General features: G+C 65.2%; 19 protein-coding genes and 2 tRNA genes. 3 read left to right on the top strand and 18 right to left on the bottom strand.

What is annotated here, in order from left to right; all coding sequences use genetic code 11:
- The 5 genes from AC06E6_RS16275 to AC06E6_RS16255 all read right to left on the bottom strand — a co-directional run.
- The coding region (locus AC06E6_RS16275; RefSeq protein WP_478062047.1) for a glutamate synthase-related protein at nt 1-668 on the bottom strand (668 nt) is incomplete at its 3' end.
- A gap of 30 nt (nt 669-698) precedes the next feature.
- Nucleotides 699-1,988 (bottom strand): nucleotide sugar dehydrogenase, encoded by a 1,290-nt coding sequence (locus tag AC06E6_RS16270; protein WP_478062045.1) that lies wholly within the window; start codon nt 1,986-1,988, stop codon nt 699-701.
- A 23-nt stretch (nt 1,989-2,011) separates the two neighbouring features.
- A tRNA-Leu gene (locus tag AC06E6_RS16265) sits at nt 2,012-2,098 on the bottom strand.
- A gap of 141 nt (nt 2,099-2,239) precedes the next feature.
- On the bottom strand, nt 2,240-3,649 hold the full coding sequence (gene hemN, locus AC06E6_RS16260; protein ID WP_240211472.1) for an oxygen-independent coproporphyrinogen III oxidase: 1,410 nt from the start codon (nt 3,647-3,649) through the stop codon (nt 2,240-2,242).
- A gap of 157 nt (nt 3,650-3,806) precedes the next feature.
- Complete coding sequence (locus tag AC06E6_RS16255) at nt 3,807-4,232, bottom strand: group III truncated hemoglobin (RefSeq protein WP_240211473.1); 426 nt, start codon at nt 4,230-4,232, stop codon at nt 3,807-3,809.
- Nucleotides 4,233-4,419: 187 nt separating this feature from the next.
- Here AC06E6_RS16255 and AC06E6_RS16250 point away from each other — a divergent pair, with 187 nt between their 5' ends.
- The gene (locus AC06E6_RS16250) at nt 4,420-4,707 is read left to right on the top strand and encodes a hypothetical protein (RefSeq protein WP_104938518.1); all 288 of its coding nucleotides are present in this window, start codon (nt 4,420-4,422) and stop codon (nt 4,705-4,707) included.
- A complete protein-coding gene (locus AC06E6_RS16245) occupies nt 4,704-5,816 on the top strand; it encodes a 4Fe-4S dicluster domain-containing protein (RefSeq protein WP_240211474.1) in 1,113 nt (370 codons plus the stop codon). The genes AC06E6_RS16250 and AC06E6_RS16245 overlap by 4 nt, the downstream gene beginning before the upstream one ends.
- Before the next feature lie 12 nt (nt 5,817-5,828).
- Here the strand turns inward: AC06E6_RS16245 and AC06E6_RS16240 are convergent, their stop codons facing one another.
- The 10 genes from AC06E6_RS16240 to thrS all read right to left on the bottom strand — a co-directional run bounded on the left by AC06E6_RS16240 (nt 5,829) and on the right by thrS (nt 15,175).
- Nucleotides 5,829-6,848, bottom strand: a complete 1,020-nt coding sequence (locus AC06E6_RS16240; RefSeq protein WP_240211475.1) for a TraB/GumN family protein — start codon at nt 6,846-6,848, stop codon at nt 5,829-5,831.
- Between the two features lie 372 nt (nt 6,849-7,220).
- Nucleotides 7,221-7,297, bottom strand: a tRNA-Pro gene (locus AC06E6_RS16235).
- A 66-nt stretch (nt 7,298-7,363) separates the two neighbouring features.
- The gene (locus AC06E6_RS16230) at nt 7,364-7,720 is read right to left on the bottom strand and encodes a MerR family transcriptional regulator (protein ID WP_054664690.1); all 357 of its coding nucleotides are present in this window, start codon (nt 7,718-7,720) and stop codon (nt 7,364-7,366) included.
- Nucleotides 7,701-8,000 carry an integration host factor subunit alpha gene (locus AC06E6_RS16225; protein WP_054657702.1) on the bottom strand — a complete coding sequence of 100 codons (300 nt, stop codon included), beginning with the start codon at nt 7,998-8,000 and terminating at the stop codon, nt 7,701-7,703. Before AC06E6_RS16225 ends, AC06E6_RS16230 begins: the two co-directional genes overlap by 20 nt.
- Nucleotides 8,001-8,023: 23 nt before the next feature.
- Nucleotides 8,024-10,405 (bottom strand): phenylalanine--tRNA ligase subunit beta, encoded by a 2,382-nt coding sequence (pheT, locus tag AC06E6_RS16220; RefSeq protein ID WP_240211476.1) that lies wholly within the window; start codon nt 10,403-10,405, stop codon nt 8,024-8,026.
- 66 nt (nt 10,406-10,471) lie between these two features.
- A complete protein-coding gene (locus AC06E6_RS16215; protein WP_104938514.1) occupies nt 10,472-11,467 on the bottom strand; it encodes a phenylalanine--tRNA ligase subunit alpha in 996 nt (331 codons plus the stop codon).
- A 357-nt stretch (nt 11,468-11,824) separates the two neighbouring features.
- Nucleotides 11,825-12,184, bottom strand: coding sequence for a 50S ribosomal protein L20 (rplT, locus tag AC06E6_RS16210; protein ID WP_054664681.1), 360 nt, complete (start codon nt 12,182-12,184; stop codon nt 11,825-11,827).
- An 11-nt stretch (nt 12,185-12,195) separates the two neighbouring features.
- Complete coding sequence (gene rpmI, locus AC06E6_RS16205; RefSeq protein ID WP_010342861.1) at nt 12,196-12,393, bottom strand: 50S ribosomal protein L35; 198 nt, start codon at nt 12,391-12,393, stop codon at nt 12,196-12,198.
- 286 nt (nt 12,394-12,679) lie between these two features.
- Complete coding sequence (infC, locus tag AC06E6_RS16200) at nt 12,680-13,204, bottom strand: translation initiation factor IF-3 (protein WP_225546736.1); 525 nt, start codon at nt 13,202-13,204, stop codon at nt 12,680-12,682.
- Nucleotides 13,205-13,270: 66 nt separating this feature from the next.
- Nucleotides 13,271-15,175: a threonine--tRNA ligase gene (gene thrS / locus AC06E6_RS16195; protein WP_104938513.1), complete on the bottom strand. Its 1,905-nt coding sequence runs from the start codon at nt 15,173-15,175 to the stop codon at nt 13,271-13,273.
- A 544-nt stretch (nt 15,176-15,719) separates the two neighbouring features.
- Between thrS and AC06E6_RS16190 the strand changes: the two genes are divergently transcribed.
- Nucleotides 15,720-16,805, top strand: a complete 1,086-nt coding sequence (locus AC06E6_RS16190; RefSeq protein WP_478062039.1) for a site-specific integrase — start codon at nt 15,720-15,722, stop codon at nt 16,803-16,805.
- Nucleotides 16,806-16,847: 42 nt separating this feature from the next.
- On the opposite strand, the gene AC06E6_RS16185 is transcribed toward AC06E6_RS16190, so the two are convergent.
- The 3 genes from AC06E6_RS16185 to AC06E6_RS16175 all read right to left on the bottom strand — a co-directional run bounded on the left by AC06E6_RS16185 (nt 16,848) and on the right by AC06E6_RS16175 (nt 22,087).
- Nucleotides 16,848-17,294, bottom strand: a complete 447-nt coding sequence (locus tag AC06E6_RS16185; protein WP_478062038.1) for a deoxycytidylate deaminase — start codon at nt 17,292-17,294, stop codon at nt 16,848-16,850.
- A 24-nt stretch (nt 17,295-17,318) separates the two neighbouring features.
- On the bottom strand, nt 17,319-18,089 hold the full coding sequence (locus AC06E6_RS16180; RefSeq protein ID WP_478062037.1) for a dCTP deaminase domain-containing protein: 771 nt from the start codon (nt 18,087-18,089) through the stop codon (nt 17,319-17,321).
- A gap of 248 nt (nt 18,090-18,337) precedes the next feature.
- On the bottom strand, nt 18,338-22,087 hold the full coding sequence (locus AC06E6_RS16175; RefSeq protein WP_478062036.1) for a hypothetical protein: 3,750 nt from the start codon (nt 22,085-22,087) through the stop codon (nt 18,338-18,340).
- Nucleotides 22,088-22,190 lie beyond the last annotated feature (103 nt).

Below are 22,190 nucleotides of genomic sequence, written 5' to 3'. Positions count from 1 at the left end.
AAGCGCTCCTCGCTGAAACGGCCGTGTTCGTCACGGCACCCGAAGTAACCGGAGCCGATCTCCCACACCAGGTCGCCGCCGTTCTCGCGGTGGTAGGGCGAGATCGAGCCTTCGCCGGTGTCATGGTAGAAGCCGCCCATCTTCGCGCCCTTGTTCAGCGCGCGGATGGCGTTGGCCGACAACGAACCGAAGCTCATCGCCGAGATGTTGAACACGCTGGCCGAATACGGCCGCGCGCAGCCGGCGCCGATCACCACGCGGAAGTCATGGTGCGGAATGCTGGTGGGCGCCATCGAGTGGTTGATCCACTCGTAGTCCACCGCATAGGTACTGCGCAGCGTGCCGAACGGCACCACGTCCATCACGTTGCGCGCACGCTGGTAGACCAGCTGCCGCTGCTGGCGCGAGAACGGCACGTCCTCCAGGTCGCTCTGCACGAAGTACTGGCGGATTTCCGGGCCGATGGATTCGAAGCCGTAACGGAAGTGCGCCAGCACCGGGTAATTGCGCCGCAGCACGCTGCGCCGCTGCAGCACGTCCCAGGTGCCGAGCAGCGCCATCGCGCCGAACAGGCCCACGCCCCAGTACCAGGCGGGCCAGTGTTGCGCCAGCGCCAGCGATACCGGCAGCAGGACCAGCGCCAGTACGTAAACCAGATAACGGTGCATGGCCGTCCTCGTGACCGGGGATGGCGGATTCTACAACCGGTCGTCCACCACGTGCCGCGGCCACGCCGACTTGACGTCGTACACCACCATGTCGGCCACGCCCAGCGCGCGAATGCGCGCGGCATCGAGTTCGCGGAACTGGCGGTGCGCCACCGCGAGCACCACCGCGTCGTACTGGCCGTGCGCAGGGGCGTCAACCAGCTTCAGGCCGGACTCGCGTTCGGCCTCGTCCGCATCGGCCCATGGATCGAACGCATCCACCCGTGCGCCCTGCCCGGCCAGCAGGCGTGCCAGGTCCAGCGCCCGGCTGTTGCGCAGGTCCGGGCAGTCCTCCTTGAACGTCACCCCCAGCACCAGCACCCGCGCCCCGCGCAGTGCCTTGCCCTTGCCGGCCAGCAGCGCGTCCACCCGCGCCACCACGTGTGCGACCACCCGGTTGTTGACCTGGCGCGCGGTGTGGATCAGGTCCGGGTGGTAACCCACGCTCTCGGACTTGTGCAGCAGGTAATACGGGTCCACGCCGATGCAGTGGCCGCCGACCATGCCCGGGCGGAACGGCAGGAAGTTCCACTTGGTGCCGGCCGCTTCCAGCACGTCCAGCGTATCGATGCCGAGCCGGTCGAAGATCAGGGCCAGTTCGTTGACCAGGGCGATGTTGACGTCGCGCTGGATGTTCTCCACCACCTTGGCCGCTTCGGCCACGCGCAGCGAGGGCGCGCGCCAGGTGCCGGCGGCGATGATGCGCCGGTACAGCGCGTCCACCACCTCGGCCGCTTCCGGCGTGGAGCCGGAGGTGATCTTGCGGATGTCCGGCAGGCGCCGCTGGCGGTCGCCCGGATTGATCCGCTCCGGGCTGTAGCCGCACCAGAAATCCTGGTTGAAGCGCAGGCCCGAGCCCTGCTCCAGCAACGGCACGCAGACTTCCTCGGTGGTACCGGGGTAGACGGTGGATTCGTAGATCACCAGGTCGCCGCGCTTGAGCACCCCGGCGATCAACTGGCTGGCGCCGCGCAACGGCTCCAGGTCGGGCTGCTCCCAGGCATCGATGGGCGTGGGCACGGTGACGATGAACACGTTGCACCGGGCCAGTTCGGCGGCGTCGGCGCAATAGCGCAGGCAGGTGGCCGCCGCCAGTTCGGCGGCATCCAGCTCCAGCGTGCGGTCATGGCCCTGGCGGAGTTCGGCCACGCGCGCGGCGTCGATATCGTAGCCAAGCGTGTCCAGCGTCCGCCCGAACTCGACCGCCAGCGGCAGGCCGACATAGCCCAGGCCAATGACGGCGATGCGCGGCGCACTGGCTGCGGAAATGTCGGCGCTCATCCCATCCCTCGAGGTTGCATGGCTGGTGCCCGGAGCCGGAATCGAACCGGCATGGGGTTGCCCCCGGCGGATTTTAAGTCCGATGCGTCTACCAGTTTCGCCATCCGGGCATCGCGATAGCGTGCCTGATCGAGGCGCGCTTGTGAATCCGACGCTACCGCGCGGGTGGGCCGCGCCATCGCGGCAGGGCTGCCGCGGCCGATCCGCCGCACGCGTGGCCGTCGCGTGCCAGCCGCGCGCCGCGGCGGCGTTCAGATCGCCCGCGAATAGCGCGCCGGCTGCTGCGGCGCCTGCAGGTAACGGTCGAAGCACATGGCGATCAGGCGCAGCAGCGGCCGCCCCTGCCGGGTCGCGGCGACGACGCCGTCGTGATACCGCGCCAGCCCGTCGGCGGCCAAGCGCTGCAGCGCCGCCAGTTCGCTGGCGAAGTACTGCTCGAAATCAATGCCGTGGCGCGCCGCCAGGGCGTGACCATCCACGCGCCCATGGCACATCAGCTGCTGGATCAGCTCGGCGCGCAGTACATCGTCGGCATCCAGCTCCAGCCCGCGCCACACCGGCAGCCCGCCGGCATCAATCCGCGCCTCCCAGTCCTTCAGGTCGCGCGGGTTCTGGCTGTAGCTGTTGTCGATCCGGCTGATGGCGCTGACCCCCAGGCCCAGCAGGTCGGTCTCGGCATGGGTGGTGTAACCCATGAAATTGCGGTGCAGGCTGCCGGCGCGTTGCGCGCGTGACAGGTCTTCTTCCGGCAGCGCGAAATGGTCCATGCCGATGTACTGGTAGCCGGCGGCCGAGAGCCGCTCCACCGCCAGCCCCAGCAGCGCCAGCTTGCGTTCGGCGTCGGGCAGGTCCGCATCGACGATCTGCCGCTGCGCCTTGAACAGGTGCGGCATGTGCGCGTAGCCGTAGATCGCCAGCCGGTCCGGGCGCACCGCCAGCACGGTTTGCAGCGTGCGCGCGAAGCCTTCCAGGGTCTGCTTCGGCAGGCCGTAGATCAGGTCGACGTTGACCGAGCGCAGGCCATGGCGGCGGCAGGCGTCGATGATCGCCAGCGTTTCGTCCACCCCCTGCACGCGGTTGATCGCCTGCTGCACCGCCGGGTCGAAGTCCTGCACGCCGAGGCTGGCGCGGTTGAAGCCCAGTTGCGCCAGCACGGCGATGTCGTCCGGACTGACCGAGCGCGGGTCCAGTTCGATGGAGAAATCGCGGCCGGCATCACTGCTGAAGCGGAAGCGCTGGCGCAGCCCCTCGACCAGGCGCGACAGCTGTTCCGGCTCGAGGAAGTTCGGGGTGCCGCCGCCGAAGTGCAGCTGGGTGACCTCGCGCCCGGCCGCGAACAGCGGCGCCACCCGGTCCGCCTCGGCCAGCACGCGGTCCACGTACGGTGCGCCCTTGTCGCGGTCGCGGCTGATGACCCGGTTGCAGCCGCAGTAAAAGCACGGACTGGTGCAGTACGGCACGTGCACGTACAGCGACAGCGGCCGCGCCGATGCATTGCTGCGCGCGATCGCCTCGCGGAACTGCCCGGTGCCGTAGCCGTCGTGGAAGTGCGGCGCGGTGGGATAGGAGGTATAGCGCGGCCCCGGACGATCATGGCGGCGCAGGATATCCGGGTCGAAGGTCCAGCCCAGCGGGTCGGGAAATGCGGTGGTCGTGTCCATGCGGCGCAGCATGCGCCGTGTCACCGGCTGACGCTTTGAGCCAGATCAATGGGGCATGAGTGAGTGAAGAGGAGTGAGAAATGAGAGAAGGCAGAGCCATCATCTCCGCGCAGGCAGAGATCGCTCTTGATCCCTCTCACTACTCACTCCTCTTCACTTACTCCCCGCTACTGCCCAGCACCTGCAGCGTCGGCCAGCGCGACATCTGGAAGCGGCGCCAGAAATTGCCGGCGATGCGCTCGGCGGCATCGTCGGCCAGCCGTTGCATCGGCACGTTGCCCAGCTCGGCCGTGGTCTGCCGGAACAGCTGCAGCCAGCGCGCGAACAGCTCCTCGCGCAGCTCGTCAATCACCATGTGCTTCTGCATCGGCGCGCCCTGGAAACGGCGGGTGCCACGCAGCAGCGCCGACCAGAAATCGGCCAGGTGCCGCATGTGCGCCTCCCAGTCGTGGACATGGGCCTCGAACACCGGGCCCAGCAGATCGTCCTGGCGCACCCGGCCGTAGAACGCGCGCACCAGGCGGTCGATCTCTTCCTCGCTGCACAGATCCGCTGCCGGTTGCGGCACGCGCCCATCGTTCATCGCTGCAGAACTCCTCGCCTGGCGGCCATTGTGCTGAACGGCTTCCGGGCACGGCTTGATCCAGATCAAGGCTGCCCGGCGCCGGGCTGCCTAGGCTGACGGCATCTCCACCCCCGCCTTTGGCGCCGCGCCGGCGAAGCGGCGAACGCCGATTGTACGCCCGCCAGGCCCCGCGTCCGATGTCACCATGATCGACCCCGACACCTCGTCCCCTCCGCGCCCCTCCCCGGTACAGAAGCTGGGCGCGGTGCTGTGGCCGAGCTTTTTCGTCGCGGTGGTCGCATCGGTGCTGTTCTTCGCCTTCTTCGACCCGCTGGAGCTGCAGCGCATCGGCTTCCCGGACCGCGTGATCAGCCGTGGCCTCGGCTACACCGCCGGCTTTTTCCTGGCGTGGCTGGGTACGTTCAGCGCCTGCAGCGTGACCGCCCTGCTGCTGCGCCCGCCCGCGGGCGATGACGAGCTGCCGCTGGAATGAACAGCGTCCAGCGCCCGGGCTACTCCGCCGCCGTGCACCCGGCCGCGCCCGCACGCGGGGCACCGGTGCAACGGCGCCATGTCGCGCAATGGCTGGTACTGGCGCTGATGCTGGGCCTGTTCTACGGCATGCCGTGGCTGCGCTGGCACGATGCGCCGCTGCTGCTGTTCGACGTCGAGGCCCGCCGCATCCACTTCTTCGGCCTGGGCCTGCGTACCGACGCCGTCGTGCCGCTGCTGTGGCTGGCACTGGCCGGGCTGGCCGCACTATGCCTGGTCACCAGCCTGTATGGCCGGCTGTGGTGCGCGTATGCCTGCCCGCAGACCGTGCTGACCCGCCTGCACCGCGCAGTGCGGCGCGTCACCGCGCTCAACGGATGGGCCGGCGCACGCGCCGAAGCGGTGCTGCGGCATGCGCTGTGGGCCGCGGTATCGCTGTGGACCGGCATTACCTTCGTCGGCTATTTCTCGCCGATCGGCGAACTTGTCAGCGGCCTGCCCGCTTTCGCGATCGGCGGCTGGAAGGCATTCTGGATCGCCTTCTACGCTGCGGCCACCTGGGCCAACGTACTGTTCCTGCACGAACAGGTCTGCACCTACCTGTGCCCGTATGGCCGCGTGCAGCCGTGGCTGACCGACGCCTTCACCCCTTCGATCCATTACGACGCGCGGCGCGGCGAACCGCGCGGCGCGCGTCCCGCCGGCGGCGGCAGCGTGATGCAGCGCGCGCGCGGCCTGCTGGACCCGGTAACCGCACGCGATTACGTGTTCCGCGCCGCGCACCCGGCCAGCGCCGGCCCGCGCCCGACCTTCAGCGACGCCCATCTGGGCGACTGCACCGACTGTGACGCCTGCGTCCGCGCCTGCCCGATCGGGCTGGACATCCGCAATGGCCGCAACGACTCATGCATCGAATGCAATGCCTGCACCGACGCCTGTGACGACACCATGGCCCGCAATGGTTTCCCCGCCGGGCTCATCCTGCGCACCAGCATTGCCCGCATCGAACAGCGCCCCGCCGCCCCTTTCCGCGCCCGCCCGCTGCTGTTCGGCGCGTTGACGGTGCTGTTCCTGGTGCTGGCGGTCACCGGGCTGCTGGCGACCAGCTGACGCCGCGCCGGGTCAGGGCGTCTCCACTTCATACCCACGCGCCTGCAGCCGGGCCAGGTAGCCATCGGCCGCCAGCAGGCTGTCGACCGGCAACATCGCGAAGGTTTCGTTGTTCCGGCGCAGCGCGTCCTCGGCGATCGTCATCCAGTGCCGGTATCCACGCTCGCGCAGGTCGCCATAACCCCGGTTGCGGGCGAACCCGGAATCGGCCACGGCGCGCAGGCAGGCACCGTCGGCGTCTTCCAGCGGCAGCTGGCGCAATGCCTCGATGTCGCCGACCGCCCAGGCATTGGCGCGTTCCACCAGCCGTGGCAGGTCGCGCTCGACCGACACCAGCTTGCGCTCGAAGCAGGCCAGGTCATCGAAACCGCCGGCACGGAACTCGCGAATGGCCGCCTTCGGGTCGTCGATCTCGAACTTCAGCGTCGTCGAGGTCGGCTTGATGCCGGCGGCCTTGGCCGCCTTCTCCACCACCGGCCAGATCACCGGCTTCTGCCCCAGCCCGGCCGACTTGATCGCTGCCGCGTACAGTTCGTTGGCGGCGATCATCGGCCGCTTGCGCTCGACGCCACCGTCGCGCCCCAGGTAGCGGCGCTTCTGCGCCTGCCAGCGGGCATGCAGCGCTGGCGGCAGCACATCCTCCAGCGTCGCGCCATCCTCGTTGCGCATCGCCTTCCACGCGGCCGGCGCCAATGCCAGCATGCCGAAGAAGCCGACGTCGGCATTGAACGACAGCGACGGTGACAGCAGTACCTGCTGCGAACGCGCGATGATCGCTTCCACCTCGCCCGACTGCCACTGGATCCGGTCGGGCAGCGGCGACGCGGTGCCCAGGATCCACAACACGTGGTCGTCCTTGCTGACCTTCCACAACCCCGGCCCGGGCTGCACGCCGTGCACCACCAAAGTGTCCAGGTCGCGGATCGGTGCGGTGGCCGGCGCGCTGCCAGGCTCCGCGGACTGCGCGGCATGCACGGGCGGCAGCGAAAACAGCCACAGCCCCACCAGCACACTCCATCGGGCAACGCGCATGTCCGTTCCTGGCCTCCGGGAAAGGCGCGACCTTAGCCGGTTCCATGCACCCGCGCGTTAAGCCGGCGGGCGCTGGCGCCCGGCCCGGCACGAGCGCGTTGCGACGTACGTCCAGCCGCCGGCAGGCGCGCTCAGGGCACCGCGCGTGCGCGCGGTGATGGCGCGGCGCGTCGTACACCGCAGGCCACGCGCACGAACGGGCCGTGGCTGGCGACGCAGCGGCGCGCCACACGACCGCTTGCGGTCGAGCCGGCCGGCACACGTGCTACCAGGCAGCGTGCATCGTGTGTCGCCCCACGGAGATGCACTGGAGGGCACAACGAAAAACGGCCTGCACTGTGAAGTGCAAGCCGTTGATCCACAAACAGTAATTGGTCGGGACGGCCGGATTCGAACCGACGACCCTCTGCCCCCCAGGCAGATGCGCTACCAGGCTGCGCTACGCCCCGATCGTTACTGCATGCCGCCACCGTGGTGGCGAGCCGGCGATTATACGCGTATTGCCGCCGAAGCGGTCAACGTCGCAGCAGTTGCAGCACTTCCTCCAGCTCCATGCGCACCTGGCGGATGATCTGGTTGCTCAGTGCCGACTCCTGCCGCGCGCCCTCGCCTTCCAGGCGCAGGCGGGCACCGCCGATGGTGTAGCCCTGTTCGTACAGCAGGCCGCGGATCTGCCGCACCATCAGCACGTCATGGCGCTGGTAGTAGCGGCGGTTGCCGCGGCGCTTGGCCGGCTCCAGGCTGGGAAACTCGGTTTCCCAGTAGCGCAGCACGTGCGGCTTGACGTCACACAGCTCGCTCACCTCACCGATGGTGAAGTAGCGCTTGGCCGGAATCGGCGGAAGTTCGCGGTTACTGCCCGGATCCAGCATATGCCTCCACCCGCTCCTTGAGCTTCTGGCCCGGACGGAAGGTGACCACCGTGCGGGCGGAAATCGGAATCTCCTCCCCGGTCTTGGGATTGCGGCCCGGGCGCTGGTTCTTGCGCCGCAGGTCGAAATTACCGAAGCCGGACAGCTTCACCTGGCGTCCCTGTTCCAATGCATCGCGCAGCACGTCGAAGAACGCATCGACGAACTCCTTGGCCTCGCGCTTGTTCAAGCCGACCTCGTCGAACAACCGGTCGGCCATCTCCGCCTTGGTCAATGCCATGCCTGTTCCCTGCTACCTGTGCTTCAACCCCGGATCCTGGCGCCGTGTTCACGCTCGACGGCAGCCACCACGGAGGCGACCACGGCGTCCACGTCGCGGTCCGTCAGAGTGCGCGAGGTGTCCTGCAAAATCAAGCCCATAGCCAGACTCTTGAATCCGGGTTCGACGCCCTGGCCGACATAGCGGTCGAACAGCACCACCTCCCGCAGCAGGCTGCCCGCGGCCTGGCGGATGGTCGCCGACAGCGCCTCCCACTCGACCGCTTCGGCCGCCACCACGGCCAGGTCGCGGCGCACCGCCGGGAACCGCGACAGCTCGCCGGCGCGCGGCAGCGCACGCGCCGCCAGCGGCTCCAGGTCCAGCTCGAACGCCAGCACCTCGACGTCGATCTCCATCGCCGCGGCCAGGCGCGGGTGCAGCTGGCCGATCCAGCCGATGCGGCGGCCGTCGCGGTAGACGTCGGCCGATCGCGCCGGGTGCGCGAACGGGTGCTGCGCGACCCGGAACTCGAGGCGTGCACCGGCAGCGGCCGCCAGCGATTCCAGGTCGCCCTTGAGGTCGTGGAAATCCACCTTGCGCGCCTTCTCGCCCCACTGCAGCGCCGCGGCGTCGCCGCAGACGGCGGCGGCGACGCGCACGGTCTCGCGCGGTGCCTGCCAGGCGTCGCCGGACTGCTGCGCGAACACGCGCCCCAGCTCGAACAGGCGTACGCGGCCGGCCTGGCGCGCGACATTGCGGCCCAGCGTTGCCACCAGGCCCGGCAGCAGCAACGGCCGCATCACCGCCAGCTCCGCCGACAGCGGATTGGCCAGCGCCACGCGGCCGTCCAGCAGCGACCAATTGTCCAGCAGCTGTGCATCGACGAAGGCGTAGTTGATGGTTTCCAGCATGTCGCGCGCCAGCAGCTGGCGACGCACGCTCAGCTCGTCCAGGCGGGTTTCGCTGGGCATGGCGATGCGCGCCGCGCCGGCGGGCAGCGTGGTCGGGATCTGCTCGTAGCCATGGATGCGCGCGAGCTCCTCGATCAGGTCCTCTTCGATGGCGATATCGAAGCGCCGGCTCGGCGCGGTGACGCTCCAGCCGTCGGCTGCTGGCGCCACCCCCATGCCCAGCGCGCGCAGGATGCGCTCGACCTCGGCATCATCGATGCGGATACCCAGCACCCGCGCGATGCGCTCGCGGCGCAGCAGGATCGTGGCCGCCGCCGGCAGGTCGGCCTCGCGCACCGCCTCGGTGACCGGCGCCGGCACGCCACCGGCCAGGTCCAGCACCAGGCGGGTGGCGTATTCGATCGCGGTGCGCGGCAGCTGCGGATCGACGCCGCGCTCGAAACGGTGCCCGGCATCGGTGTGCAGGCCCAGCTTGCGGCCGCGGCCCATGATCGCCGCCGGGGCGAAGTGCGCGGCCTCGAGGAACACGTTGCCGGTGGCGTCGGTGACCCGGGTATCGAAGCCGCCCATCATTCCGGCCAGGCCGACCGGGCGGTCGGCATCGGTGATCACCAGGAAGCTGTCGTCCAGGGTCGCGTCACGGCCATCGAGCAGCTTCAGGGTTTCGCCGGCGCGCGAGCGGCGCACGCCGATACCGCCCTTGAGCGTATCCAGATCGTAGGCATGCATCGGCTGGCCCAGCTCCAGCATCACGTACTGGGTGATGTCCACCAGCAGCGACACCGGGCGCACGCCACTGCGGCGCAGGCGCTCGGCCATCCACGAAGGCGTGGCCGCGCGCGCATCGACGCCTTCGATCACGCGGCCCAGATAGCGCGGCGCCTCGGCGCCGGCCTGCAGCGTAATGGCCAGCTCGCGCGTGGCCTGCGCCGGCACCGCGTCGGCGGTGAACGGCTTCACTTCGCTGCGGGTGGCGGCGGCGACGTCGAAGGCGATGCCACGCACGCTGAAGCAGTCGGCGCGGTTCGGCGTGAGCTTGATCTCGATGCTGGCATCGGGCAGGCCGAGGTAGTCGACCAGCGCCGCGCCCAGCGGCGCGTCATCCGGCAGCTCCAGCAGCCCGGAGGCGTCGCTGTCCAGGCCCAGTTCCCTGGCCGAGCACAGCATGCCGTTGGATTCCACGCCACGCAGCTTGGCCGGCTTGATCCGGAGTTCGCCGATCTGCGCGCCGACCAGGGCCAGCGGCGCGACCAGGCCCGGGCGCGCGTTCGGCGCACCGCAGACGATCTGCAGCAGTTCGCCCTGGCCCGCATCGACCTTGCACACCTGCAGGCGGTCGGCCTCCGGATGGCGCACCGCCTCGACGATGCGTGCCACCACCACGTGGTCCAGGCCCTGGCCCAACGCCGTCACTTCCTCGACCTCCAGGCCGATGGCGGTCAGCACCGCGCTCAGCGCGTCGCGCGAGGCGTCGGTGGGGACATGGCTGCGCAGCCAGTTTTCGGAGAATTTCATCGTTGCTCGATCCGTTGTGCGGGCCATCGCCCGCCGTGTATGCCTGTGGGAACCTGCTGCCGCGCCTCAGGCGAACTGGCGCAGGAAACGCACGTCGTTGTCGAAGAACGCGCGCAGGTCGTTCACGCCATAGCGCAGCATCGCGAAGCGCTCCACACCCAGCCCGAAGGCGAAGCCGGTGTAGCGCTCCGGATCGATGCCGCAGTTGCGCAACACGTTCGGGTGCACCATGCCGCAGCCCAGCACTTCCAGCCAGCGGGTGCTGCCGTCGGGCTGCTGCCAGGCGATGTCCACTTCCGCGCCGGGCTCCACGAACGGGAAATAGCTGGGGCGGAAGCGCATTTCGAAATCGCGCTCGAAGAACGCGCGCACGAACTCGCTGAGCGTGCCCTTGAGGTCGGCGAAGGTGGAATGCTCGTCCACCAGCAGACCCTCGACCTGGTGGAACATCGGCGAGTGGGTCTGGTCGCTGTCGCTGCGGTAGACCTTGCCGGCGGCGATCATGCGCAGCGGCGGGCGGTGGTCGCCCATGTAGCGCACCTGCACCCCGGAGGTGTGCGTGCGCAGCAGGCGGCCGTCGCCGAAGTAGAAGGTGTCGTGCATGGCGCGCGCCGGGTGGTGCGGCGGGAAGTTCAGCGCCTCGAAGTTGTGCCAGTCGTCCTCGATTTCCGGGCCTTCGGAGAGTTCGTAGCCCAGCCGGCCGAAGATCCCGGTGATGCGCTCCAGGGTGCGCGTGACCGGATGCAGGCCACCGCGCCCGCCATCGCGCCCCGGCAGGGTGACATCGATGCGCTCGGAGGCCAGGCGCGCGTCCAGCGCCGCGTTCTCCAGCAGCGCCTTGCGCTCGCCCAGCGCGGCCGACACCGCGTCGCGCGCCCGGTTGATCGCCTCGCCCGCCGCCTTGCGTTCGTCGGCCGGCAATGCACCCAGCTGCTTGAGCTGCGCGGTGATGCTGCCGCTCTTGCCCAGCAGGGCGACACGCAGGTTTTCCAGGGTTTCCGGATTCTGCGCCGCGGCCACGTCGGCCAGCGCCTGGGCGGTCAGGGATTGGATGTCACTCATGGATCGACAGATCTCGGATGGGTCGCCTCACGCGTTCCGCGCCGGGGGACATCCCGGAGCTCCCGGCCCTCTCCCGGCGGAAGAAGACTGAGGTGAGGGCACGAGCGCATCCTAGCGTAGTCGGATTGCCCGGGCGCCGACGCCGGATTGCATTCCAATCCGGCGCGGCGACGCGTTCAACCCCGCGACTGCCGCGGGCTCCTGCGGCGCGCCCTCATCCGCCCCTCGGGGCGCCTCCTCCCACGGGAGAAGGGAACGGCCAAGCTGGAAAAAGAAATGGGGAAGGACTTGCGCCCTTCCCCATGCATTGCCTCATTCACCACCGCCGCGGGTGGACCGCGCCGGCAGGAGAAGGACTTATGCCGCCAGCGCGCTCTTGGCCTTCTCGGCCAGCGCGGCAAAACCCGCCGCGTCGTGCACGGCGATGTCCGCCAGCACCTTGCGGTCCAGGGTGATGCCGGCCTTGAGCAGGCCGTTCATGAAACGGCTGTAGCTCATGCCGTTGATGCGGGCAGCCGCATTGATGCGGGTGATCCACAGCGAACGGAAATTGCGCTTCTTCTGCTTGCGGCCGATGTAGGCGTACTGCTGCGCCTTGATGACCGCCTGCTTGGCGACGCGGAAAACCTTGCGGCGGGCATTGTAGTAGCCCTTCGCCTGGCTGATGATCTTCTTGTGGCGGCGGCGCGCCTGCACACCACGCTTAACTCGTGCCATGGTTCAGTTCCTCAGAGGTAGGGCAGCATGCGGTCCAGACGGCCTGCGTCTTCCGCGCGGACGTGGTTCGTCTGACGCAGGTTACGCTTCCGCTTGGTCGCCTTCTTGGTGAGGATGTGGCTACGGTTGGCGTGGCCAGCCTTGTACTTGCCGGAAGCGGTCTTGCGGAAACGCTTGGCCGCCGCCCGGTTGGTCTTGATCTTGGGCATTGCTATGTCCTTGATGGTCTCTTTTTTACTGGCCGGGCGGTGGTCTGGACCACGCTTTCCATCCTTGCCCTTGCCTGCTTGAAGCCCGCGCTCCCGATGGAGGCAGGCAGGTCCTGTTGGGTGCTGCAAACAACAAACCCGGCGAACCGGGTCGCCCATTATGCCCCGGAGCCGGCGCACATGCAATCGCAGGCGACCGAGGACCCAGGCACATGAACGCGGGACGGGAAACCGGGATCACCCCCTCCCCATCCACCGGCACGGCGGCGGCCAGGCCGCGGCGCCGTTACTTCTTCTTCGGCGCGATCATCATGACCATCTGCCGGCCTTCCAGGCGCGGGCGCGATTCGATCACGATGTCCTCGCCCAGGTCCGCCTCGATGCGGCCGGCCATTTCGCGCCCCAGTTCCTGGTGGCTCATCTCACGGCCACGGAAGCGGATGTTGACCTTGACCTTGTCGCCTTCCTCGAGGAAACCACGCATCTTGCGCAGCTTGATCTGGTAGTCGCCCTCGTCCGTGACCGGACGGAACTTGACTTCCTTGATCTCGACCTGGCGGCTCTTCTTCTTGGCCTCGTTGGCCTTTTTCTGCTGCTCGAACTTGAACTTGCCGAAGTCCATGATCTTGCAGACCGGCGGATCGGCCTGCGGCTGGATCTCGACCAGGTCCAAGCCCTCATCCTCGGCCATCGACAGCGCTTCGTCGCGCGTCAACACGCCGATCATCTCACCGTCGCTGCCGATCACGCGCACGCGCGGCACGCGGATTTCGTGGTTGCGACGATTCTGCTTGTTGTCAGGGGTACTGATATTGCAATCTCCGGATGGAATCGAACCGGCCCCGGCGGAGCGTCCGCGGGGACCGGGGCTGGATGCTTACTGCCTGTGTTCCGCCTGCAGGCGTTCGATGAAGGCCTGGAGCGACATGCTGCCCAGATCCTCGCCCGAACGGGTGCGTACCGCCACCGCGCCGTTCTCCTTCTCGCGGTCGCCGACCACCAGCAGATACGGCACACGCTGCAGCGTATGCTCGCGAATCTTATAGCCGATCTTCTCGTTCCGCAAATCGGCAGTGACCCGGAACCCTTGCTCCGCAAGGGTTTTGCGAACCTGCTGAACGTATTCAGCCTGGGCATCGGTGATGTTCGCCACCACCACCTGCACCGGCGCCAGCCAGGTCGGGAACGCACCGGCATGGTGCTCGATGAGGATGCCGATGAAGCGCTCCATCGAGCCCACGATGGCCCGGTGCAACATCACCGGGTGCCGTTTCTGGCTGTTTTCGTCGACGTATTCGGCACCGAGGCGGCCCGGCATCATGAAGTCCACCTGCATGGTGCCCAGCTGCCAGGTCCGGCCGATGGCGTCCTTCAGGTGATACTCGATCTTCGGGCCGTAGAAGGCACCCTCGCCCGGCAGTTCCTGCCACTCCACGCCACAGCTGGACAGCGCCGAACGCAGGGCGTCTTCGGCCTTGTCCCAGGTGGCGTCGTCGCCCAGGCGCGATTCCGGGCGCAGCGCGATCTTGATCTGGATGTCCTCGAAGCCGAAATCGGCATAGACCTTCAGCGCCTGGGCGTGGAACGCGCGGACCTCGGACTCCACCTGCTCCTCGGTGCAGAACACGTGGCCGTCGTCCTGGGTGAAGCCGCGCACGCGCAGGATGCCGTGCAGCGCGCCGGACGGCTCGTTGCGGTGGCAGGCACCGAACTCGCCGTAGCGGATCGGCAGGTCGCGGTAGCTGTGCAGGCCCTGGTTGAACACCTGGATGTGACCCGGGCAGTTCATCGGCTTGACCGCGTAGGTGCGCTTCTCCGACTCGGTGAAGAACATGTTGTCCTGGTAGTTGTCCCAGTGGCCGGACTTCTTCCACAGGCTCACGTCCAGGATCTGCGGGCAGCGCACCTCACCGTATCCGCTGCTGCGGTAGACGCGACGCACGTACTGCTCGACCACCTGCCACAGCGCCCAGCCCTTCGGGTGCCAGAACACCAGGCCCGGCGCCTCTTCCTGCAGGTGGAACAGCTCCTGCTGCCTGCCGATGCGGCGATGGTCGCGCATCTCGGCTTCCTCGATGCGCTTGATGTAGGCCTCGAGCTGCTTCTTGTCGGCCCAGGCCGTGCCGTAGATGCGCTGCAGCTGCTCGTTCTTGGCGTCGCCGCGCCAGTAGGCACCGGAGATGCGGGTCAGCTTGAACGCCTTGAGGAAGCGCGTGTTGGGCACGTGCGGGCCGCGGCACATGTCCACGTATTCCTGGTGGTAGTACATGCCCATGGCCTGGATGTCGGCGGGCATGTCCTCGATCAGGCGCAGCTTGTAGTCCTCGCCGCGGGCCCTGAAGATCTCGACGACTTCCGCGCGCGGCGTCATCTTCTTGATCACGTCATAGTCCTGCGCGATCAGCTCGCCCATGCGCTTCTCGATCGCAGCCATATCCTCGGGCGTGAACGGGCGCTCGGAATAGATGTCGTAATAGAAGCCCTCGGCGATGACCGGGCCGATCACCATCTTCACGTCCGGGTACAGCTGCTTGACCGCGTGGCCGACCAGGTGCGCGCAGGAGTGGCGAATGATCTCCACGCCCTCCTCGTCCTTGGCGGTGATGATGCGCAGCGCGGCGTCGTGGTCGATGACGTCGCTGGCGTCGACCAGCACGCCATCGACCGCGCCGGCGATGGTGGCCTTGGCCAGGCCGGCGCCGATGGACTGGGCCACGTCCATGACGCTGACCGGATTTTCGAACTGACGGATGCTGCCGTCGGGGAGAGTGATGTTGATCATGGCTTCACCTGGGTGGGGGCCCGCCGGTCGCGGCGGATCGCGGAGCACGCGATGCGGGAACGCGCCTGCGGAAAACCGGGGCAATAAAAAAGCGCCACGAAGGCGCCTGCTGCAGGGCCGTGGCGGAATCTGGCGTCAGGAGTGGGTAGTGCTCATGTCGCACGCTCGGCCGGCGTTTCCGCGGGCCACCTTTTCCGGAAGGAGGTCGGGCACGATGGTAAACCAATCGCGGCCATTTCGCCTCATCCCGCTCACCCGCGCCCAACGGCGCCGGCAGGACGCCACACGCCCTCGCGACGAACAGCGGGAGAACCGGGCAAGGCAGGCCGGGAGACCGGCTGCCGGCACACCACGCGAGCGGACGACGGCCACAAAAAACCCGGCATCTGCCGGGTCATTGATCCACCCCTTACCGGAGTGGTGGGCGGTACAGGGTTCGAACCTGTGACCCCTACCATGTCAAAGCAGTTAAGAATCTTTATTCATCAATCAGTTAGTGATAGAAATGCATTTGTTGGGCCATTTTTGGGCCACCGAGGACGTTATGGCACAGATCACGAAGCGGGGCGATTTGCAGTGGCGGGCGCGGGTACGGGTGAAGGGCTACCCCGACCAGTCGCGCACCTTCATGTACCGGGAGGATGCGGAGAAGTGGGCCAGGGCCACTGAGCGTGAGCTAGAGACCGCCGGCTTTGTTGACCGGCGCGAGGCAGAGAAGACCACGCTGCGCACGGTTCTGGAGCGCTACGCCCGGGAAGTAACGCCCAGCAAGAAGAGCGCCGAGATCGAGGCGATCAAGATCGGCGTGCTCCTGAAGGACAAGGCGCTGGCCAACCTCAGGATGTCCGCCATCACCAGTTCCGCGGTCGCAGCCTGGCGCGACCGACGTAGTGCCGAGGTGGGCCCGTCGACCATCATCCGCGAGATGGGGATCCTCTCGGCCGTGCTGAACCACGCTCGCCGCGAATGGGGGATCCATATGGAAAATCCGATCCGCCACGTCAAGCGTCCGCCAGCGCCCCGGGCGCGTGATCGCCGAATGACCGCTGAGGAAGAGGCCTACCTACTGGCTGAATTGAAGGTCGAGGGCGAGCGCACCAGGAGCCTGGCCGGCACCTTCAACAAGAGTGGCCCGCAAAACCCCTGGTTGGTGCCGTTCATTCGGATGGCCATCGAAACGGCCATGCGCCGTGGCGAGTTGCTCGCACTGAGCTGGGAGGACGTCGACCTCAAGCGCTGCGTGGCGCACTTGCCTGAAACCAAGAACGGCGACGCCCGGGACGTGCCGCTTTCTTCCCATGCCGTGGCCATCCTCAAGTCATTGCCACGCAACATCGCGGGACCGGTCTTCCCGACCACGGCAGATGCGGTGAAGTGCGGTTATCGGAGAGCCTTGAAGCGGGCACGTGCCAATTATCTTGAGGATTGCAAGGAGGCCGGTAACCGGCCTTCACCCAAATTCCTACATGATTTGCGTGTACATGACATGCGGCACGAGGCCACATCTAGGCTGGCAACCAAGCTCCCCAACTTGATTGAACTGGCCGCGGTAACTGGTCACCGCGACCTACGCATGCTTAAAAGGTACTACCACCCCAAAGCAGAAGACCTAGCGAAGAAATTGGGTTGATTCCTAAAATCACTCCAAGAGCAGGCTGGCGACGCTCGATACTCAAAGCGTCGCCCATTCTATTTCTATCCCTGCTTCTCGGAACAGCTGAATGGCCACTTCGAAATGCCCACCCCATCGAGGATCTAATGTGTCGGGCTCTATCGCGACCAATCGCACAATCCCTGCTTGAACGATAGCGCGCGCGCAATCCATGCATGGGAACCACGGTAGATACATCGTACATCCATCAATCTGAGCGCCCATTCGCGCCGCCTCGAAAATCGCATTCCGCTCAGCATGCTCCGTCCAGAGATACTTGTCAGGCGCATGATGTCGACTCTCGTGTTCCTCGTCCGCCCCACGAGGCAGGCCATTGTATCCAATGGCGCGAACGCCCCCCTTCGAATCAGCAATCACGGCACCGACCTTTCGCGACTGGTCCTTGCTCCAACCCCCTATGTATTGCGCCAGCCCAAGTAAACGCTTGTCTCTGATGGTGAGCACCATGGATCCCGCTATGCTGAACTACATCTATTGTGCCCGCTTTGGCGCACGACTGTCCGACTGGCTAACGCCGTCACGCACTACCTCAGGAGAAGAGTTCCCCGCACGCTCATGTGATGATGAGCTGTCAAAAACTTTCGACGGAGACACCACGCGTGCATGGACGCCAACCTCACCTTGCTGCGGTAGATTTGAGCCAGTCGGTGTCGGTATCGGTATCGGCGCGGGAGTTGAGGGCGGAGTCGAGACCGGGGTCGGATATACGGCCTTCCAAGCGGCAACAAGTGCTGCAATCAGCGTTATTACTGAAAGGCCGAGAGTCAGCCAGCCAAGCCAGTGCCGCCGAATCATTTCATTGACCTCATCGCGAGCTGGATAGGGCCCACTCCGGTCTGTTGGCATCATCTCGAAGATGGTGCGCGGCGAAGTTTCAATCGTGGTGGCGTTGAACCGTCGCTCGCGCTCCTTCCGGCTATAGCTACCTCCCTTGTAAGGGGTAGTCGAGGCGGAAAGCTCGTGGAAAATTACTGTAAATATCGGGTCACCGTAATGCAGAGGCATGGGAACCTTGCGAATATTCAGGGCTTTTACAGTCAGTGCACCTTTGAACCCCGGGTCGACATGCCCAGGATTCAGCACCAAGAACCCCTTGGAACTCATCTCATTGATAGCGTATGCAGTGGCGAACATGTTGTCGGGAAGCGACAACTCCTCGGCAGTAAGGAGTGCAATTGCGCCCCCGGGCGGGACCACAACTTGCGCATCTGGGCCCTGATGAATCTTATTTTCCCAGAACATTGTTCCGACTGTGAGGTCGTAGCTACAGCCTCTGGCTCGGCTCGGGCAGCCATCTATGACAAGCCTCCCTCCACTAATCTCCGCAATGAGATCTGCTTGGATCAGAACCCCGCTATTCGAACTCATAACTTTCCCCGAGAAGTAGGTGAACAGGTAGATTATTCTCAGGCCCGGAAAAGTTGACCAAGCGAATTAAATTCCAAAACCTCAACCGCACTGGCACCGAGCGCGTAAGGGATGCGCAGCCACTACCACTCACCCCGCCTAAAGAACGGCGCGCCCATGATGAATTCCCCGGGGACATCATGAGTCTTGAACATGCACTCATGGACGTTCAAAGCCTTGATGCGCTCCGCCATCTGTTGGAGCGAGGCCTGTTCGCTCAAACCAAGCGCGCTTAGCTCTTGTGGCTTCAAATTGGGCACTTTATGCAGGAACCAAGTCAGTAGCGGTTCCCTATAGTCCGTTGCTCCAGCCTTGAAGTGGCTTAGGTACTGGGACGCCAAAATTACGCCTACACCGAACTCCCGCCCTTGCAAGAGCAAGCTGCGCAGCACGTCAAACTCGTACTTCATGATGTTGTCAGCCTCATCAACCAACAACATGGAGTCGACAGCGCGCATGTCCTTGTTCTGGCCAAGGAAGGGACGCTTTGGGATCTTGAGCATATGTTCATAGAAGACGTTGAGCATGATCGCCACGACCATGTTCTTCGTCCGATCATCCTGCCCAAGCTCGTTCAGCGCGATGACGACGACGCCCCTCAGGAACTCTCCGGGACTCATGATTGCCCTGGTATCCGAGGCGAATAGCTCCATGTCTACCATGTCCCCGATGATTCCCGACACGGAATCGGCGCCACCTTTCAGCGCTTCCTGATAATTGGCATACACATCGTAGATGGTTGGATATTCCCCATCCTGCTTCGATGCATAGGATTGCTGTATGGACGCCTTCAACTTGGAACGCTGGACGGGACCAATCCCCGAGTAAATCTTATCGATCACATCTGCGAAGAAGGTATAGCGGGACAGCCAAGGACTGATCGACTGGGAAGAGTTCGAAAGGTCGAACAGGTTCAATGGGATATGCTGCGGCCGGATGACGCGCGCACCCGTGGCTTCGATGAAATCATCGGAGCTGTAGTCCTTCTTGTAGTCGAATATGAGGACATTGGGCTTGATGCCACGATTCCCCGACTCACCAGTCGCGACCTGGTAAATCAGCGACTTGAGGAGTTGTGTCTTACCCGTGCCAAGATCACCTACGACGCCCATGTTCAGTTGGTTGAGGGACGTGTGGCCAAGGTTCAAGCGACGGACGCGGGGCTGGAACCCATCTATCGTCTCGCCGATACGGAGTACAAGTCCCTCCTGCCCCGTGCCTTCGCCTGAGTCGGGGGAGGCTTCCGTAGCATCGCCTGCGGGCAAAGGGCAATCATCGCCGGGACTCGATGCATCTTCGCCCTGTGCTCCGGTGTCAGCTTCGCTATCCCCTGGCTTTTCATCTTCCACTCCGGGGATCGGCTGCGGCTCTACAGGCTCATCTGCAGGATTGGCTTCTTCCTTCCAGTTAGCGCCTTCCGCAGGGCAAGAGCTGGAAGGGAATAGTCGCCATTCACCAAGCCTGGACTTCATCGCCACATATAGCGCGTCCGATTCTCCCCGGACTATCAGGCCGGCGTCGGCTTGTGATAGTTCGATGGTCTCCTGGAACGCGTCTCCATCGGTATCTCGGGGGGAACTTGCCGCTGAGCCATCGATGACAATGAGCCTTCCAAGCGGGTCAATCTCCACCTTGATCCCCGCTCCCAAGATGGCCTCCATCGTTCGCATGTGCAACGCGGCCCAGATGCCAGCTCTGCCTGACTCAGCCAAGTGCTGGCTATAGACACGGAAGCCATAACCGATCATCGAGGAGAGCAGGTTTTGGTACGCGAGCCGCCAGAGGAGCATTCCTTCCTCCTCCGATTCCTGCTCGATGGCCCCTAGCAAGGACGACAGGGACTTCGCCTGCCCAAGCGCCTCTACGCGCGAGGCATGCGGCATCGCACCAGCCCCGCTCCTATTCTTTACCTCGATGGGCGTCACCTTGCAGCGCACGGAGGAGTCCGTGATTTCTAGCCCGACCACCACCAAGTCGGGGCGGTGTAAGGCTTGCTTCTTGGTTGCCTTGGCTAGGTCGTCGAGGTAGCGCTGGAAGGGATCCACTGCGATGACCAGAGATATCCTATGGACGCCATCACGCTCCTCCCACGGTGCAAGCAGTCCATGCTCGCCGCCAGAGGTCCTGAAGCTGTCCTGCAAGAGCCTCGTGGCAACGAACAGCCCAAGGTCTCCCGTCGCACCAGAATTCCCGGCAGACAGGCCGCGGACAGTGGGTATTCCCCTCCGGGCGACTTCTTGCACGATTGCAGAGAGCTCCGGCAGGGATAGTTCATTGCAGCGGGGTAGCCGCGCGAGCACGGCCCTTAGCGTCTCCAGCTCTAGAGGCTCTATCTTGGAAAGGAGGTAATACCCGTTGCTGTCACCGGACCTGCCTGAGTAGGACGGAAGTTCATAGTCCCAAAGGTAGGCCCCCTCAAGCCAGTTGCCAAGGAAACAGGCGGGATCCACGGCGGAAGATGAAACGGCGGCGAATTGCGCCTTCTCCAGTGAGCGCTTGACTGCGTTGATACTCGGCGCGAATACGTAACCCATGACGCTTTCGCCAAGGCCCTCAAGTGCAGCAATAGCCTTGGCGGTGGTATCCGCCAGGCCATCCCCAGTAACGCGTGCGGGGCCGGCGACACGTGACTCCCTCAGGAACTGGCCATTGCCAGCTACTTGTTGCTCCCGGATCCTTGCACGGACGAGTCCGCCCACCCCGATGGGCGAGGTGAGTCTCGTCGGACGTGCCTCCGCATTGGATGTCTCCAGCTGCGCGATGATTGCTATGTCGTGCCTCGGCTCGCGCTCGGTGCTCGAATACCACTGCACCGCGTTGTCGGTATCCTCTGCCAAGTTGGATATCTCGGTGTCATCCGGCCTTGCATCCTCGTCGCGCTCATCGAATACATGCACCTCGCTCGCGCCGAACATGCAATCCTGTCTGCCCTCATCGTCCGCAGAGACATAATGCCTCCGGGCCCATGACAGGATTCCGTCATTACAGGCATTGTTCTGGCCAGAAGAGCTGGAAACCAAGGCGCTAATGACTGGCTTTGCGACAAGCATCTCGCATACATCATCCAAGGCTCGATGCACTTGCGACTTGCTGAACCCACTGGATATACCCCCGACGAGGAGGTCCATCTCTCGATCGAGTGGCGCAGTAGCCCCTAGCTTCACCAAGCGATCGAGGCGTTGGGTGTTCCAGAGGATTCCCCAATAGTCCGAACTGCATTCAACGGAGAAATAGGCGACTTCGTTTATGCCGCCAGTCGCATCACGGAGCGGAAGCGCAATGGAATCCGGTACGCAATCAGGATCCATGATGCTCGCCGCAGGGCAGGGCAGCCTACGCGAGGCAAGGTACATTGCACGCTGCGCCAGGCATTGCCAAGCAAGACGGATTGGATGCAAGGGCGACACGATGATCGCGTTCGGAACCTGCTCAAGCGTATCTCCGTCCGGCTCAAGGGCCATGACCAGCCCCAAGTCGCACCAACACGCCTCGCGGGGCGAAGCTGTTAGCCAGTCCAGATAACTACGGACATATACGCCAACAGCTTGCTCAAACTCGTCGTCCGTTGCCAACCACTCGCCAAGGTTCGCGGCTTCGACAAGGTCGTTGCCGTCATTGCCTCGTATCTTGGCAAAGACCTTCTTCCTGGATTCGATAAATGCCGCTGGGGGCTGCATTTCCTCGATGCCAGGGCGAGGGTCGCTGAGGAACCTCGCAGACGAAAAGATGGTGTCTTCGGCGGATGACCAATCACGACGGCGCCACTCCTCGGCATAATCCGGTGCCAGCACGAACGGATAGTACGAGCGTGCCACGCAAATTTCGTCGATCATCCAGCCCTGCAGCTGCATGCTGCGGGATGTCCCATTGGCATGTACTGAACGAGGCAGGCGCCCTCCTTCCCTGCGAGAATTCCTTGCGAGATGGAACTCGTAG

The organism is Stenotrophomonas sp. Steno-Z10-HUANG (genome assembly GCF_056393075.1).
This window is presented reverse-complemented; position numbering and strand designations above follow the sequence as displayed.